This window comes from Sporolactobacillus laevolacticus DSM 442, assembly GCF_000497245.1.
Taxonomy (GTDB): domain Bacteria; phylum Bacillota; class Bacilli; order Bacillales; family Sporolactobacillaceae; genus Sporolactobacillus; species Sporolactobacillus laevolacticus.
Map to the genome: position 1 here is coordinate 27,008 of NZ_AWTC01000005.1, position 16,281 is coordinate 43,288.

The 16,281-nt window shown below is 45.0% G+C and carries 14 protein-coding genes; 8 read left to right on the forward strand and 6 right to left on the reverse strand.

Annotated features, from left to right (window positions below):
- Positions 1-2: 2 nt before the first annotated feature.
- The 6 genes from P343_RS25445 to P343_RS25470 form a co-directional block, all read right to left on the reverse strand.
- Positions 3-674 carry a response regulator transcription factor gene (locus P343_RS25445; RefSeq protein WP_023509587.1) on the reverse strand — a complete coding sequence of 224 codons (672 nt, stop codon included), beginning with the start codon at positions 672-674 and terminating at the stop codon, positions 3-5.
- Between the two features lie 67 nt (positions 675-741).
- Complete coding sequence (locus P343_RS25450) at positions 742-1,905, reverse strand: ABC transporter permease (RefSeq protein WP_023509588.1); 1,164 nt, start codon at positions 1,903-1,905, stop codon at positions 742-744.
- A complete protein-coding gene (locus P343_RS25455; RefSeq protein ID WP_023509589.1) occupies positions 1,905-2,591 on the reverse strand; it encodes an ABC transporter ATP-binding protein in 687 nt (228 codons plus the stop codon). The genes P343_RS25450 and P343_RS25455 overlap by 1 nt, the downstream gene beginning before the upstream one ends.
- A complete protein-coding gene (locus tag P343_RS25460; protein WP_023509590.1) occupies positions 2,588-3,601 on the reverse strand; it encodes an efflux RND transporter periplasmic adaptor subunit in 1,014 nt (337 codons plus the stop codon). The genes P343_RS25455 and P343_RS25460 overlap by 4 nt, the downstream gene beginning before the upstream one ends.
- Positions 3,602-3,965: 364 nt before the next feature.
- Complete coding sequence (locus tag P343_RS25465) at positions 3,966-5,798, reverse strand: APC family permease (protein WP_023509591.1); 1,833 nt, start codon at positions 5,796-5,798, stop codon at positions 3,966-3,968.
- Entirely contained in the window at positions 5,746-6,066 is a 321-nt protein-coding gene (locus P343_RS25470) for a hypothetical protein (protein ID WP_023509592.1), read from the reverse strand. Before P343_RS25470 ends, P343_RS25465 begins: the two co-directional genes overlap by 53 nt.
- Before the next feature lie 420 nt (positions 6,067-6,486).
- Between P343_RS25470 and P343_RS25475 the strand changes: the two genes are divergently transcribed.
- The 8 genes from P343_RS25475 (at position 6,487) to rpiA (ending at position 16,184) form a co-directional block, all read left to right on the forward strand.
- Complete coding sequence (locus P343_RS25475) at positions 6,487-8,691, forward strand: anthranilate synthase component I (RefSeq protein ID WP_023509593.1); 2,205 nt, start codon at positions 6,487-6,489, stop codon at positions 8,689-8,691.
- Between the two features lie 227 nt (positions 8,692-8,918).
- Entirely contained in the window at positions 8,919-9,662 is a 744-nt protein-coding gene (locus P343_RS25480; RefSeq protein WP_023509594.1) for a glycerophosphodiester phosphodiesterase, read from the forward strand.
- A 131-nt stretch (positions 9,663-9,793) separates the two neighbouring features.
- Positions 9,794-12,562: a sigma 54-interacting transcriptional regulator gene (locus tag P343_RS25485; RefSeq protein ID WP_023509595.1), complete on the forward strand. Its 2,769-nt coding sequence runs from the start codon at positions 9,794-9,796 to the stop codon at positions 12,560-12,562.
- Between the two features lie 182 nt (positions 12,563-12,744).
- Positions 12,745-12,987, forward strand: a complete 243-nt coding sequence (locus P343_RS25490) for a hypothetical protein (protein ID WP_023509596.1) — start codon at positions 12,745-12,747, stop codon at positions 12,985-12,987.
- Between the two features lie 56 nt (positions 12,988-13,043).
- Positions 13,044-13,361 (forward strand): PTS sugar transporter subunit IIB, encoded by a 318-nt coding sequence (locus P343_RS25495; RefSeq protein WP_023509597.1) that lies wholly within the window; start codon positions 13,044-13,046, stop codon positions 13,359-13,361.
- Positions 13,362-13,382: 21 nt separating this feature from the next.
- Positions 13,383-14,708, forward strand: coding sequence for a PTS sugar transporter subunit IIC (locus P343_RS25500; protein WP_023509598.1), 1,326 nt, complete (start codon positions 13,383-13,385; stop codon positions 14,706-14,708).
- A gap of 12 nt (positions 14,709-14,720) precedes the next feature.
- Positions 14,721-15,062 carry a PTS lactose/cellobiose transporter subunit IIA gene (locus P343_RS25505; RefSeq protein ID WP_023509599.1) on the forward strand — a complete coding sequence of 114 codons (342 nt, stop codon included), beginning with the start codon at positions 14,721-14,723 and terminating at the stop codon, positions 15,060-15,062.
- A 447-nt stretch (positions 15,063-15,509) separates the two neighbouring features.
- The gene (rpiA, locus tag P343_RS25515; protein WP_023509601.1) at positions 15,510-16,184 is read left to right on the forward strand and encodes a ribose-5-phosphate isomerase RpiA; all 675 of its coding nucleotides are present in this window, start codon (positions 15,510-15,512) and stop codon (positions 16,182-16,184) included.
- Positions 16,185-16,281 lie beyond the last annotated feature (97 nt).

The window sequence follows — 16,281 nt, forward strand, 5'->3', positions numbered from 1 at the left end:
ACTCACTTATCCGACAGCATATATCCGATCCCGCGAACGGTTTGGATATCGGCGTCATAGGAGTATTTTTTCAACTTTTTCCGCAGCTGATGAACGTAAACTTCGACGATGCCGACGGTCGTATCGGAGTCAAAGCCCCAGATCCGGTCGAAAATTTGTTCACGAGTCAGGATCTGGTCGACATTCTGAATTAAGTATTCCAGTAAATCATACTGTTTTGTGGTAAATGAGAGCGGCTCTCCATCAACAGTAATCTGTTTCCTTTTATTGTCAATTTCTATACCCTTGTAGCGAAGTGTATGATCAAGAGACATTGGTGAACTGCGTCGCAGGATCGCGGCAATTCTGGCTTTAAGTTCTTGATTCTGGAAAGGTTTCACCACATAATCATCGCCACCGAGATTCAAGCCTTTGACACGGTCATCGACGGCGTCACGTGCAGTCAAGAAAATAATCGGCGTTGAAATGCCGTTCTTCCTGATCCGCTCCGTAACTTCAAAACCATCCATTCCAGGAAGCATGACGTCAAGAACGATCGCGTCATAGATATTCTGCTCTGCCAAATACAATGCTTCATCGCCATCTTCCGCCGAATCAACCGTATACTCTTCAGAGAGAAGCCGAACGATTTCTTGAAGCAGATAGTTATTGTCCTCAACAACCAGAAGCCGCAACGTGAACACCCCACCTTATAAACTCTAGATCCATTGTACACTTATCAAACCATTGATGAAAAGCGGCTCAATCCGTACGAAGCGCTTCGATCGGATTGAGTTTCGACGCTTTATATGCCGGAAAAACACCGAAGATAATTCCGACAAACGCTGAGAATAAAAAGGCTGCCGCCATGACTTGCAGCGAGAAAACGATTGTACTTCCGGTTGCTGCCGCATAGATCTTTGCGGCTAGAATTCCGATACCGACGCCGCATAAGCCGCCAAGCATGCTGAGTACTGCCGCTTCAATAAGAAACTGAAGCATAATGTCCCGACGTTTTGCTCCGATCGCTTTTCGAATGCCGATTTCCTTTGTTCTTTCCGTAACGGAAACAAGCATGATATTCATGATCCCGATTCCGCCGACAAGCAATGAGATGCCGGCGATTCCTGCAAGCAGCATCGTCATGGTGCTGGTTACCGAACTCATTGTCTCCATGACATCTTGTTGATTCACAACACTGTAATCATCTGTACTGCTGTAGGTTTGGTTCATGACGCGCGTTATGCCGGCCATTGCCCAATTGACAGAACTCTGGTTTTCAGCCTGAGCATAGAACTGGGTAATATACGTTGTGCCGAGCAGACGCTGAGATGTAGAGAATGGAAGGTAAACAGCATCATCACTGTTTTGCCCCATCGAACCGCCTTTACTGTTAAGCACTCCGACAATGGTATAGCGTTGCCCGTCAATCAAAACGTCTTTATTGATTGGTGAACCATTCGGAAATAATGTCGTTGCAAGTTCGCTCCCAAGAACAGCGACCTTCTGCCTGAACGTGTCATCAAGTGACGAAACAAAGCGTCCATCTTTAACGGATAGCTGTCGTATGGATAAATAACTCGATGTTGTCCCGATCACACTGACTTGTGACGAAGTACTTCCATTACGCACTGTGCTTCTTCCACTCAGTACAGGGGCAACCGATTTGACTCCGACTGCTTGTTTTACCTGTTTTAAATCATCACGTGTAAAATGCGTGTCTGTGTTCGTTATGTTAACTGTAATTAGATTCGTACCAAGACTGTTCACACTATCTGCAACCGCCTTGCTGGATCCCTGTCCGATTGCAAGCAACGCGATCACTGAGGAAACCCCGATTATAATTCCGAGCATGGTCAAGAACGAACGCATTTTGTTAGCTCGAATATTTCGGCCCGCCATTTTTATTGATGTAAACACGTTCATTAGATATGCTCACCTTCTTGCAGCTTTCCGTCACGAATGCTCACGGTTCTTTTTGCTTTACGCGCCACATTCAGATCATGAGTGATCAAAACGATCGTTCGACCGTTCTCATTCAATGCAGTCAGCAGATTCATGATTTCTTCGCTCGTTTTACTATCAAGCGCTCCGGTTGGTTCGTCAGCAAGTAGGATCTGCGGTTCGCCGGCAAGCGCACGGGCAATTGCCACACGTTGCTGCTGTCCTCCCGAAAGCTGATTCGGCAGATGCGCGGCTCGATCTTTCAGTCCAACCATGTTCAAGCATTCCAAAGCGCGTGCGCGACGGTCCTTTGTCTTCACTCCCCGATAAAGAAGCGGCAATTCAACATTTTCTACAGCGGACAGCTTACCTAATAGGTTGAAGTTCTGAAAAATAAAACCGATCTTCTGATTCCTGATTTCTGCCAAATCCCTGTCCTTAAGTTGGTCGATATGGCTCCCACCGAGAATATATTTTCCCTTATCGGGTTTGTCGAGGCAGCCCATCATATTCATTAAGGTGGATTTTCCTGAGCCGGAAGGGCCAACGATGGAAATGAATGCCCCTTTCTCGATGCTCAGATCAATATGATCCAGCGCGTGAACAACATTGTCGCCTAGTTTGTACGTTTTCTCAATCTTGCTCATCGTGATTAACGATTCGGTCATTGTCCTGTGCCACCACCGTTTCCATTTTGCATACGGCGTGCGCCGCCATAGCCTCCTCCGAAGCCTCCCCCATTCATGGAGCGCATCATCTGGAACTGACTTTGGCTGTTTGACGAATTTGTGCCTGAAGATCGCGTAATTTCATTTAATTGAACGGTTTGGCCGGCTTCAAGCCCGGACTTAATTTCAATATATTTGTCATTATGAATGCCAATAGTTACAGTTTTCTGAGCGCCTCGTTTCGTTTCAACACCGCTGAAACGCCCCATACCTTGACTCTCTGTTCCGCCCGTATTTGAAGACAGGTAGACAAAATAGCCATTTGTGCTCTGATGTACGGCTCCTGATGGCAGATACAATATGTTCGACTTTTTCTCCAATACAATATTTCCGGTTGTCGTCATACCCGGTTTCAATCCTGAAGATTTTGAAAGATGCACCGTGACGTCAAAAGATGAAGTACCGTTGGAATCTGTACCTTCTTTCGCAATTGATGTGACCTTCCCTTTAAACGTTTTGTTTGGATAGGCATTGACGACTACGGATACCGTTTGTCCGGTTTTGATTTTCGGAATATCCAGTTCATCAATCGAAAGTATGGTATCCAAGTCGTTGTAATTGGTAATATGCGCGATTTTTTGACCGGCGTTGACACGGTTTCCCGCATACACGCTTGTACTCGTAATTGTTCCGGATTCAGGTGCTGTAAGTGTTGTTCCATCAGTAAACGTCAGCAGTTTGTCCCCTTTGCTCACTTTATCATTTTCCGAGACATCAACACTGTAAATAGTTTTTGATGCATCATCCGAACCAATGGTCACGTCCTCATCAATCGCTGGGGACAATGATCCTGAGCCGCTGACATCGGTCGAAATCGTCCCTTTCTGAACCGTTGTTGTCGGAATCATCGTTGTGTTCTCAGACGACTTGTCCCGTGTTAGCAACCAATAGGCCGCACCTCCTCCAATGACTACAACAACAACAAGAATCAAAATCCAAATCTTCTTCATGATCCAAACCCCTCCGCAATTTCAGATGTTTTATGGGTTTAGTTTAAAAGCCGATTCTTAAAATTTGCTTAAGCCAAAGACCGGACCAAAAATTTGTGCGCGAACCATCAGGATTTATGCGCGAAAACAACATAATTTGCACGAAATTGAGCATGGTTTGCGCAGCCTGCATTCCCGTAGAAGGCTTGCATATTCCGCTCGAATCAACATAGCTCTCTTTTTAAAAAGTAAAAAAACATCTTTGATGATCATGTTCTCGATCATCAAAGATGTCTCTATTCTGGCGCGCGTCTGATGCGCGTCATTCCACTATACTATTATGTGTTTTTTTGTGTAGCACCTACAACGTAGGATTTAAACATAGTTATTTTTTGAAGTGATACGGAACTGTCGCAATGACAACATCCTTATTTCGAATCAGAGTCGCTTTGATCAGCACACCGGACTGGTTATGCAGCAGACTTTGCCACCACTTTGCTGTATAGAACTGTGGGAATACGACTGTAACCGTCGCGCCTCGCTGATCTGCTTTGTATTTAACCGTACTGATAAATTTATCCAACGGACTGACGATGCTTCGATACAGTGAATGAAGGGTGATCAAACGTACGCCCGGATTCCAGTCTTCCCATTCCTTATTCATCTTTTCAATTGCTTCCGGGCTGTCTCCAACATATACAGCAATAACATTATCCGACAAAGATTTCGCATAGGTCAGCGACTGTTCCACAACTTTAGTGATACCGGCAACCGGAACCACAATCACATTGTCCGACGCATGAATCGTTGGCAATGGTTCAGAAAAATCAATGCGAAGCTGCTCAGCGACCAACATATAATGCTCGTGGATTTTATGAAAAATGAAAATAACAATTGGCACAAAGACTAAGACCGGCCAAATTTGCGGGAACTTCGTCAAGAAGAAAATGGCCAAAATCATATAACAGATGAGCGCCCCGATCAAATTAATCACGAGCTTGCCCACCCAGGCTCTTGGCCGTTTTTTCAGCCAGTGAACGATCATACCTGTCTGCGACAGAGAGAATGGGATGAAAACGCCGACCGCGTAAAGCGGGATCAGGTTTTCCGTCCTTCCTTTAAAAATAATAATTAGTAAAATCGACAATGCGCCCAATGTTATGATCCCATTGGAATAACCGAGGCGGTCTCCTCTGACCTTAAATGGCCGAGGCATATACTTGTCTTTCGCTAAATTAAAGGCGAGTAAAGGAAAAGCAGAATAACCTGTATTGGCAGCAAGAATGAGGATGAGGGCTGTAGACACCTGAATGATGTAATAAAAAAGGTTTCTCCCAAACAATGTTCCAGCAAGCTGGGAAAGAACCGTCTGGTCACTCGATGGATGAACGCCATACCAATAAGATAAATAAACAATACCTGCGAGTAAGACTGCAAGGATTCCACCCATCATTAACAGCGTTCGCGCTGCGTTCTTCGGCGCAGGCTCTTTAAAGCTCGGAATCGCATTTGAGATCGCTTCGACCCCTGTCAACGCCGAACAGCCGGATGAAAATGCACGCAGTAGTAAAAACAAGCCGACACCCATAACCGGTGTTCCAATTGACGGATGCGGGTGAATAGGAGCGGTGTGACCGGTAATGGCGGCGAATAGTCCCCCGCCGATCACGACCAACATCATCAAAACAAAAAAGTAAACCGGATAAGACAGTAAAGTAGCTGAATCGGTTAATCCACGCAAATTCAGAAGTGTAATGATAACAACGATTACAACCGCAACTGTGACGCTATGTTGATGAAGTGATGGAAAAGCGGATGTAATCGCGTCCGTTCCTGCCGAAATACTCACGGCAACCGTTAATATATAGTCGACCAATAAGGCTCCTCCGGCAGTAAGGCCGAAATTTGTACCCAAATTTTCTTTGGCAACCATATACGCGCCCCCGCCTTGAGGATACGCGAAAATGATCTGTCTGTAAGATAAAACAAGGGCGATCAAAAGTACAAGCACGCCGATAGCGATTGGCAACGAAAACCAGAGTGCTGTACTTCCGGCTGCCATCAGAACAATCAGTATTTGTTCAGGACCGTATGCCACGGAGGACAAGGCGTCCGATGAGAGAACAGCCAATGCTTTAAATTTATTTAATTTCTGACTATGCGATTCATTCGATTTTAACGGCCTGCCAATCAGCATCCGTTTCAATTTTGTCCACATGATTTGTACTCCCTTTATTACATTGTTTTCCATCGCAATTAATTGCCATCGGGCAAGAATCAAACGTATGATGCAGAAAAAGATAGAAGGCAAAGCTGAATGGGCCAAACCCACGGTTACCCTCTACTTGAATAGCGGCTTTTTTTACTTTTCCGCAGATTGATTGTATGCTGACAAACTTAATCGCGCAAGAACAAAAATCAACAGTTTTATTATTAAATTCGCGTGATTCGCCTTCATTTCCCAGGCAATAATCAGCATGCGACATTATTTTCTTCTATTTTGTTTCTGTTCAGTCTTTATATTCCTCTCTTTTGTCTGAGGCAGCACAAGGTAACGACGGTTCGAACACACCTGGATGGCCCAAGAATCGCATTTTCGAAAGGCGCCGCACATATTCAGCCAAGCTCTTTTTCGTCTCCAAACCTTATTCGTCACTTTTCATCTTAAATGGCAGCAATCAATGCGTCAATGTCACCAGCTGCTCATTCTTTATTGAATTAATCACTGATCCCTTGTATGATAGAGGAAGTCTAGTTTAGCACAGTTTAGCAGAGCAAAGAAGAGCAGAGTTGAGAAAAGAATAATGAATTTATGGTGGCTCATTCGGGACCACTTTGATTTGGCATCTTTTATTCTGAATCAGAATTGCTCTTCTGTATAACAACTTATACAGGAGGTTGATAAGATGAGTTTCTTATCAAATATAAACACATCCCATGCGTCCGTTCTCTATTCCACCGGCAAAGGCATGAACATCGCCCGAAGCCAGGTTCCCATCCCCGGCGAATCATCTATTTTGGAACTTCAAAGCAAGCTTGACGAGCACAAAGGAGTGCTGTTCTCCAGTGCGTATCATTTTCCAGGCCGTTATTCCCGTTGGGATATCGGATTTATTAATCCACCGCTCGAACTCACATCGAAAAAAAATAACTTTCAAATTAAAGCGCTCAACGACCGGGGAGAAGTAGTGATCGCATATCTGCTCGATCATTTAACACATCCCGACATTCATCTGAATCATTGCAGTTCTTCTGAATTGACTGGATCCATAAAAACAAGCGATGAAGACTCAATAAAGGAAGAAAACAGGACAAAACGTCCGTCAATCTTCACGCTGCTCAGAACACTTGAATCACTTTTTCACATTGATGATGAATTTATCGGCCTTTATGGCGCATTCGGATTCGATCTTGTTCTGCAATTTGAACATTATCCTCTAAATAAAGAACGGGATGCTGACCATAATGATTTACAGCTCTATCTACCTGATGAGCTGCTTGTTGTCGATCTTGAGAAGAATAAAGCCTTCAAACTTAATTATGAATTTACGTATGGCAAGCTAACCACGGAAGGGCTTCCACATTCCGGAATACGCTATCCTTATCAGATGCGGGCAGGCTCCGGACGCGCAACGGGCTATGCCGATAAAAAAGGCGATTACGCAGAACTTGTCCGCAAAGCGAAGGACGCTTTTGTCAGAGGTGATCTGTTTGAGGTCGTTCCAAGCCGTGTCCTGACTCAAAAATGCTCGAGCCGCCCATCTCAGGTCTTTCAGCGCCTGCAAAAAATCAATCCAAGCCCATATGGGTTTTTGATCCATTTAAACAATGAAGAATTTCTTATCGGTTGTTCCCCGGAGATGTTCGTTCGTGTTGACGGAGCAACTGTTGAAACCTGCCCGATCTCGGGCACAATCAGAAGGAAAGGTTCGGTAATCGAAGACGCAGAACAAATCAAGACCTTACTCGGATCCGAAAAAGAGGAATCGGAACTGACCATGTGCACAGATGTCGACCGTAATGATAAATCAAGAATCTGCGTCCCAGGTTCAGTGGAAGTTGTTGGTAGACGGCAGATCGAAGCCTATTCTCACTTATTCCATACTGTTGACCATATTAAAGGACAGTTAAAAGAAGGATTCGATGCCATTGATGCCTTTATCAGTCATATGTGGGCGGTGACGATCACCGGTGCACCGAAGCTTGAGGCGATGAGCTGGATTGAGCGCCATGAAAAGACAGCACGCGGTTGGTATGGCGGCGCCGTCGGCTGGATCGGATTCAATGGCAACATGAATACCGGACTGACATTAAGGTGCCTGCGTCTTCAAAACGGTGAAGCTCAGATCCGAGTCGGAGCCACCCTGCTTTACGATTCTGATCCCGAGAACGAGGAACAGGAAACACTCACAAAAGCCGGAGCGCTGATCGAATCGCTCAATCCTACTCTGGATAAATGCCAGAATTCCTTACATGAGCAGACTGCCGCCCGAGTTGTTTCGCGTCCTCTCCATCTTTTGTTTGTCGATCATGAGGATTCTTTTGTCCACACCCTTTCCAGTTATTTTCAATCACTAGGTGCAAAAATTACAGTCTTGCGCAGTCCTGCCGCCCGCAAACTCATCCGCTCAGGCAGCGAACCAATAGATTTGGTCGTCCTTTCTCCTGGTCCCGGACGTCCGGAACGTTTTAAAATGGATGAAACCATCCGCCTTTGCTTGGAGCATAGTCTTCCAATATTCGGTATATGTCTTGGTCTGCAAGGAATTGTCAGTTACTTTGGTGGATCGCTTGATATCCTGCCTGTCCCAGCTCATGGGAAATCATCAATCATCGTCCATGACGGTTGCTCAGCCCTATTCAAAGAAGTTCCACGGCGATTCAAGGCGGGACGCTATCATTCAATTTGCGTCGACCGTTTGCCGAATGAGCTGATTGCTACAGCCAAGTCTGAGGATCATGTCATTATGGCCATTGAACACCGAAGCCTTCCGATCACTGCCGTTCAGTTTCATCCTGAATCAATTATGACGCTGGATGAACAAGTGGGTATGAAGATTTTGGAAAACGTGCTGCAAAGCATCCGTTTGCAGCCGGCAGGTAACAGATGACATTTGATCGTCAGGATTCTTCTTTCATAAAGCATCTGCCGACTCGACTGCTTGCTTCGCCTTCTCATTCATCATGGCTCTTGTCAGACAAACATAGATTATGAATAAAGCTGTATCCCGAAAAATCTGCTCTCCATTTTTCTCGAACAGCCAGGTTCGCGCAACGGCTTTCGATTGTTGTGAAGAAAGAAAGCTATTGTTTGTTAACGGATGAAGGAGGATATGTCATGAGAACTGCGGTATTTGCCCATCGAGGCAGTAAAGCCAACCGTCCGGAAAATACGCTTCCATCATTTGAGGAAGCCATGCGAGTCGGCAGCGACGGCATTGAATTAGATGTCCACTTGACAAAAGATCAGAAAGTTGTGGTTATGCATGATGAAAAAATTGATCGAACCACAAACGGCAAGGGACAAATTAAAACATACACGTTAGATCAATTAAAACAGTTTGACGCAGGTTCCTGGTTTTCAGCTAAGTACAAGGGCGAGCAGGTGCCAACCCTTGTTCAAGTGCTTGAACTTCTGTCTGATTATCCAGGCGTTCTAAACATAGAATTTAAAACGGATCGCAATGTCTACCCAGGCATTGAAGCACGCGTTGCGCAGCTTGTCGACCGTTATCGGGCGAATTTGCCGGTCGTCTACTCGTCCTTCAATCACGAATCACTCATTCGCATGAAAAAAATAGATCCTAATGCTGAACTCGCCTTGCTCTTATGGGAGCGGCTAGCAGATCCTTGGCGATATACGCAACAAGTCGGCGCAACGGCCCAGCATTTGTGGCAGCCGTCCGCCCTCTCAGAAACGGCAGTGCAATTACATGAGCATGGAATCAAAGTGCGTGCGTGGACAGTGAACAAACCGAAACTGATGCAGCTTTCCTTCGAAATGGGCCTTGACGCCATTATTACTGATTATCCCGAAGTTGCCATTGACTTGCGCAAGAGCTATGAAAAAGCGAAAAAATGAGATGCCATGATGGCATCTTTTTTTTGAATAACTATAAAGACATGCTGGACATTGTACTTTAATCATAGATCTATTAAGTGTACAATTGAAGATAAAGAAACCGCTATCATTTTCTGAAAGAAGTCGATGCCATGCAGAAAATTGATCGAATTTACTCCAGCATAATGAAACAATCTGGTAAATGGTCCGGCGGTTTTACAGCCGCCGAGCTGGCAGCTTATTTTCAGTTGGACCGTTCAACAGCCAGTCGCTATCTGAATAGCTTAGCAAAAAAAAACAAACTGGAGAAAACGACGGGCAAACCTGTACGCTATTTTTGCCCGACATTGACTGATCATGATAAGAACTTTTCGCAACATGCCATACATGACAAAACCTCGCCTCCAGCCAGCAACACCATCCATTTTTCCGAGCAAATAGATCAGCACTTCATTGGCGCAGATGAGAGTTTGAAAATGGTCATCGAAAAAGGAATGGCAGCCCTTTTTTATCCGGAACAGGGGCTGCACATATTACTGTCCGGTGAAACAGGCGTAGGAAAAAGTTATCTGGCTGAGTATTTAGCTCAGATCGCTGCTGCTAAACCGTGGAATCGGATAAAAGCGCCTTTTATTACATTTAACTGTGCCGATTACGCGCAAAATCCTGAATTATTGATGGGCCATATCTTCGGCATTAAGAAAGGTGCTTTTACGGGGGCCGAAAAAAATGAAGTCGGTCTTGTTGAGCAAGCGAATAACGGTATTTTATTTCTTGATGAAATTCACCGCTTACCGCCAAGCGGTCAGGAAATGCTCTTCTATTTAATCGATAAAGGCTTGTACCGACGTCTTGGGGATACAGACAAAATGAGCCACGCCAAGCTTATTCTGATCGGTGCAACAACAGAAACGCTTGAGTCAACCCTATTGCCAACCTTGCTGCGTCGATTCACTTTAAAACTGTCAATCCCGCCTCTCAGAGAACGCACACACAAAGAACGTGAGGAATTCCTCACTTATTTTCTTAAATCAGAAGCCAAAAAAATGAAATTGCCCTTACTTATCGAAGATTACTGTCGGAAGGCTTTCTTAAAATATGCATGCCCGGGAAATATCGGACAACTGAAAAGCGATATTCAGATCTCGTGTGCGAGAGCTTTTATGCGTCACCTTCAGGAAGGTACGGAACAAGTCACCATTCAAAGAAATGATATTCCTTCACAAGTTCTAAGCAGCATGACAAGAAATGAATTTGAAGTCGATCATAAGACCAGTCACTTAGTCACATCGGGGAAGTCTAGCGGACCACTGCCCATTCAAACAATCTATTCAATCCTTGCCAAAATGAAAAAGGATGCCAATGACGATAACTTTGCCTCTTCATCCGAAAACTCAATGAAAACTGCTGTCGACCACTATCTTGAAGAGTTGAAGTCACTGTCAGAAAAGAGGCTTGAGTCAGAGCCTAGCTGGGTCAGATTTATTGATCATGACCTTCTCGATGCGCTCCGGGATTCAGAATTTTACTTTAAAGATGATTTTACCTTTGAGTACGGCTCAAAACAAACGATTGCCATTGGCCTTCATCTTGAAGCTTTCAGGCAGCAATCTTCAGATGCGCCGCGCTCCTCTCTTCCGGATTTACCGATGGCGAAACCTTTATACAGAAAAGCTGCGGCAAAGCTGGCAGAATTTCTGCAAAATCGAATACAGCTTGTTCTTCCAGCAAGTGAGATCGAACTGCTTGCTCATCTGATTGCCTCTACGACCATTCCAGAAAACAAACGGGAAGGCGGCGTGCTCGTTTTTCTCGTTACTCACGGGCGGTCAACAGCAAGCTCAATGGCTGAGGTTACTAATTATTTGCTTGGAAGTCCGATCATTCATCCCGTAGATATGCCGCTTACGGAGGCCACTGGAGTGACCTATAAAAAAGTGCGCCAGTTTATTGTTGATCAGGATGGGAAGTCGGGAATTCTTATGCTCGTGGATATCGGCTCTCTTGTGACAATGGGCGAATCACTCAGCCATGACCTAGGTATTCCTATTAAGACACTGGCCAACGTTAATATGCCGATGCTTATTGAGGCGGGTCGCAAGGCGCTGATCACTGAAAATGATCTGGAAACTGTGTATGAGGCGTCACGTCAAGCTTTTTTCGCTCTTGCTCCCAAAGACCAGCTTCCGGAGCAGCCAAAAGAAGTAAAACAGAGACTGATCGTAACCGTCTGTTTAACTGGAGAGGGTACGGCGCAATTGCTTCACGATTGGTTATCCGAACAGTTGCGTGCGGAAGACAATGATGTAGCGGTAAGAGCAATCCGAATCGACCCTGTCTCTCATGATTCTACGATGCTCAGTACTTTCCAGAAACAGTATCATCTGATCGCGATTGTCGGAACTGTTCCTGTCGCGTTTGAAAATGTGCCCTATATTCCTGCATTAGAATTGCTAAGAGACGACGGCCATTCAAGACTGCACCGCCTACTAGAAGTAACTCGTCCGCTCGGCGCACCTTATCAGAAGGAAAAGACACTCAATGACCAAGAAATGCGCGAATTGGCGCCCGTAGGATTAGGAAAAATTGTCCGTCATTTGAATCCAGTGAGCTACGCAAAAATCGCTTTCCCACATTATGAACGGATCAGTACATTTTATCAATGGGATACAGAAACCAAACTGGGTATGTGGATGCATCTAGGAAGCCTGGCTGATCAGATCATCGAGGCGCGGCTTGTTCACGGCCCGGATCCCGCCGTTCCAGATGAATTAAAAGAGCTTGACACTCAGGTGACGGAAAGAGATCTCACCGTTTGGGCTCCGCTTTTTGCTGATCTGGAATCCCAGCTTCATCTGAGTATTGATTTACACTTGCAGCATTCTTTGATTGTGCTTGGCAAGCAGCAGAAATCAGCTTGAAATTGCACAGATATTTATTTGCACACAAATTCCATTACACAGATCATGATGTGTGCAAAAGCATTTTTTTCAAACGATATAAGCCTTTTTTAACAGATCCGTTCGTGGATCTTGTTTTTTTATATTGGCATGAAAATTGCTTGAGATAATGTGTACGGGAAATGAATGTGGGAGGTGTGAAGGTGAGTCGATTCGCGAAGATTTATGTTAGCGTTTTCTCGGTGATTTGGATCGGTTATGGATGCTACAGTCTGATCATGAAGCAGCCGCACAGCTTGACTTTACTTTTGTTCGGCACAAGTTTTGCGATTGTTTTCTTTTTCGCAACATGGTTCAGCCAGTGGCTTCTAGGAAACTACAAACGTGTTGATGCGTTTAGCAAAAGCTTCTTCTCCAAGAAAGTCGCAAGCCGTAAACAGAATTGATGCACATGGCTCTTGCCTCACGTTCGCCCGAAAAAAGAAACAAAGGAGGAATTGGAATGAGTGAACCTATTAAACTCATCATCTTATGCAGCTGGGGAGCGACATCGAGCCAGCTCGCTGTACGTGTTCAGGATGCGGCAAAGAAAAGAAACATCGACCTGCAGGCCGACGCCGGCGGAACCGGAGAGTTCAAGAAAAAAGCTTCCCAATACACGGTTGCGCTTCTGGAACCGCAAGTCCGCCACTTGAAAAAAGAAGTAACAAAAATCGCCGATGCCAATCACATTCCATGCGATCTCGTTGATCAACGCGCCTTCGCACTGATGGATGGCGATAAGGTTTTGGATCAGGTATTAGGTCTAATCAAACAATAAATAGTCTGGGGGGAAATAAATATGAACGGTGTTCTCAATTGGGTCGAAGATAAATTGATGGGACCGCTTGGAAAAATGGCTCAGAATATTTACCTGCAATCCATTCGTGACGCTTTTGTTATTTTCGCTTTACCCGTTATTTTGACCGGTGCACTTTTTCTGATCATTGCTAACCCGCCGACTACCGTTAACTGGGGAATTATTCATGCTTGGGAGAACGGTATAAAGCCGATTCAGGCACAAATTATGTTCCCGTTCAATCTTACATTCGGGATCATGGCCGTTACCGTCGCATTTGGTGTCGGCTATAGTCTTGGTGAACGCAGAGGCCTCGACTCAGTAATGTCCGGAATTCTTTCCATGCTCGCCTTTTTCATGACCGCATTCCCTGTTACGGACATCAGCAAAGTGCCATTTGGACAGATCCTTAATTACCTGGGCGGCCAAGGGTTGTTTGTCGCGATTATTCTTGGTATTTTGACTACTGAATTTATGAGTTTCCTAATTAGCAAAGGATTCGCCTTTGAAATGCCGGCAGGTGTTCCTCCATACGTCATGCGTGTTTTCCGAGCGCTGGTTCCGTTTATGCTGACACTGCCGATTGTGTGGGCGCTTGAATGGATCGTGTGGGCAAACTTTCATATCACTATTCCACAAGCCGTGCTTGATCTCTTTAGCCCGCTCGTGTCTGCCTCCAACTCTTATCCTGCTGCCCTAGGCATGATTTTCCTGATGCTGCTCCTTTGGTCAATGGGTATCCATGGCATGAATGTTGTTTCATCCGTCGCTTATCCATTCTGGATGAGCCAGCTCGCAGCGAATACGAACGCTGTAGCTGCCGGCCATGTTGCTCATGGTATCGTGACGGAACCTTTCTTCCATATGTTCGCCCATATCGGCGGATCAGGTGCAACATTCGGCCTTGCACTCTTTATGTTATTCTCGAAATCTCAACAAATTAAACAGGTCGGAAAAACAGCGATTGTTCCAACGCTCTTCAATATCAATGAACCGATTCTGTTCGGGCTGCCAATCGTCCTGAATCCAATTATGTTTATCCCATTTATTATTGGGCCGATCATTATTGTGACTATTAATTACATTTTGTTCGCGACGCATCTTCTGCCACCGGTAATCATTCAGCCACCATTTACCGTTCCGATCTTCCTCGGCGGATTCATTGCCACTGGCGGTCACTTCTTTGCAGGCCTGATGCAGGTCATTGATGCCGCAATCGCTGCAGTCATCTACTGGCCATTCTTTAAGAAATACGAAGCAACACTTGTAGAACAAGAAAAGAAAGGTGCAGAACAAACCGCTTCTGACACTAATTCTGTAACATTATAAGGAGGATGAACCATGCCAGAACAAGCAGAAGAAGCCGTATTTAAACTCATCCTTCATGGCGGAAATGCCCGCGGTGAAGCTTACGAGGCATTGGATGCCGCGGAAGACTTCAATTTTGAAGAAGCTCAGAAACATCTTGATGCAGCAGAAGATGAATTTCTTAAAGGGCACAAATGGCAGACGGAAACCATCCGTAATGCCAATGCCGGGCACACGCCAAGCTTTCTGATGGTTCACGCGCAGGACCATGTCATGACCGCTCAGGCCGAACTAAATCTGATCAAACGGCTGGTCGCAAACTATGAACTGCTCGCAAAACTCGAAAAACGGATAGACGCTCTAGAGAGTAAATAATGCACCTGTTATTAGAAAATTACAGTGAGCATTAAAAAATATTAAAAGACGGCTCAAATGAATGGTAGCCGCCTTTTTGCGTATTCTAAATGCGTCATCCACTTCGTGCTCAAGATTGTACCAACTTGCCCTTTGGCTTCAGCAGCTGAGCAAATTCGAATTCTATCATCCGCGCGTATCTTACTCTGTTTCGCGCACATTTTCATTTTTCCGAGCACAAATCCCATTGGACTGCACATAAATCTTCTGCTCACGTGCATAAACTCTTCGGTTTCAAACTGAAAAGTTGCGCTTCTTTATTTATAAATCCTCTTACCATGCTGCCATGAATTCAAAAAATCGACATTGGAACCGCCAAACACTTTCGATATAATAAGTTGAGAACGATATCATACACCTCAAATGACAAAACGAGCTTAACGATACAAAGGAAGTCGAGGGATCATCATGAATGGAAAAGAAGCGGCAGGAAAAAAAGCGCTGGAAGAGATCCAAGAAGGAATGACTATTGGACTCGGCACAGGATCAACCGTCTATTTCTTTCTTAAGGCGCTTGCCGAGAAAGTGGCGGCGGGTTTTAAAATAACCGGTGTCGCAACTTCACAGCAAACAATCGAACTTGCAAAAAAGTGGAATATTCCGATGCGCGCCTTGAATGAAGTCACTACGATTGACGTGACGATTGACGGTGCCGATGAAGTAGACCCTGATTTAACCGGTATTAAAGGCGGCGGTGGTGCCCTTCTTTATGAAAAGATGGTAGCCAAGGTCTCAACCCGTCGCGTGTGGATCGTTGACAGCAGTAAGAAAGTGGAACAATTAGGTGCATTTCCTTTGCCAGTTGAAGTGATCCCATTTGGATGGAAACATGTTGAAGCCGCCCTTTCCGAGAAAGGCTATTTGCCGAAACTGCGGCGTGATTCTGAGGGACATCCATATGTCACGGATGCGCATCATTATATATTAGATCTTCATTTACATTCAATTGCTGATCCGGTTTTACTCGCTATTGAGCTGGATCATTTAACCGGTGTTGTTGAACACGGACTTTTCATTGGAATTACAGAAAAAGTATTGGTTGGCTATCCAGATGGTCATGTCGAAACAATGGTGAAGCATTAATCCTTCCAAATTCCGTTAAACTATACAGATCAATTTTTGACCATCCTGCTTTGGTGAGCCATGCCAAAGCGGGATTTTTATTTTGTTTGGCTACTAC

What these genes read in the sequence shown, in the direction of transcription:
- P343_RS25450 (WP_023509588.1), bottom strand. Translation starts at nt 1,905, where the DNA reads ATGAACGTGTTTACATCAATAAAAATGGCGGGCCGAAATATTCGAGCT.
- P343_RS25455 (WP_023509589.1), bottom strand. Translation starts at nt 2,591, where the DNA reads ATGACCGAATCGTTAATCACGATGAGCAAGATTGAGAAAACGTACAAA.
- P343_RS25460 (WP_023509590.1), bottom strand. Translation starts at nt 3,601, where the DNA reads ATGAAGAAGATTTGGATTTTGATTCTTGTTGTTGTTGTAGTCATTGGA.
- P343_RS25465 (WP_023509591.1), bottom strand. Translation starts at nt 5,798, where the DNA reads ATGTGGACAAAATTGAAACGGATGCTGATTGGCAGGCCGTTAAAATCG.
- P343_RS25470 (WP_023509592.1), bottom strand. Translation starts at nt 6,066, where the DNA reads ATGTCGCATGCTGATTATTGCCTGGGAAATGAAGGCGAATCACGCGAA.
- P343_RS25475 (WP_023509593.1), top strand. Translation starts at nt 6,487, where the DNA reads ATGAGTTTCTTATCAAATATAAACACATCCCATGCGTCCGTTCTCTAT.
- P343_RS25480 (WP_023509594.1), top strand. Translation starts at nt 8,919, where the DNA reads ATGAGAACTGCGGTATTTGCCCATCGAGGCAGTAAAGCCAACCGTCCG.
- P343_RS25485 (WP_023509595.1), top strand. Translation starts at nt 9,794, where the DNA reads ATGCAGAAAATTGATCGAATTTACTCCAGCATAATGAAACAATCTGGT.
- P343_RS25495 (WP_023509597.1), top strand. Translation starts at nt 13,044, where the DNA reads ATGAGTGAACCTATTAAACTCATCATCTTATGCAGCTGGGGAGCGACA.
- P343_RS25500 (WP_023509598.1), top strand. Translation starts at nt 13,383, where the DNA reads ATGAACGGTGTTCTCAATTGGGTCGAAGATAAATTGATGGGACCGCTT.
- P343_RS25505 (WP_023509599.1), top strand. Translation starts at nt 14,721, where the DNA reads ATGCCAGAACAAGCAGAAGAAGCCGTATTTAAACTCATCCTTCATGGC.
- rpiA (WP_023509601.1), top strand. Translation starts at nt 15,510, where the DNA reads ATGAATGGAAAAGAAGCGGCAGGAAAAAAAGCGCTGGAAGAGATCCAA.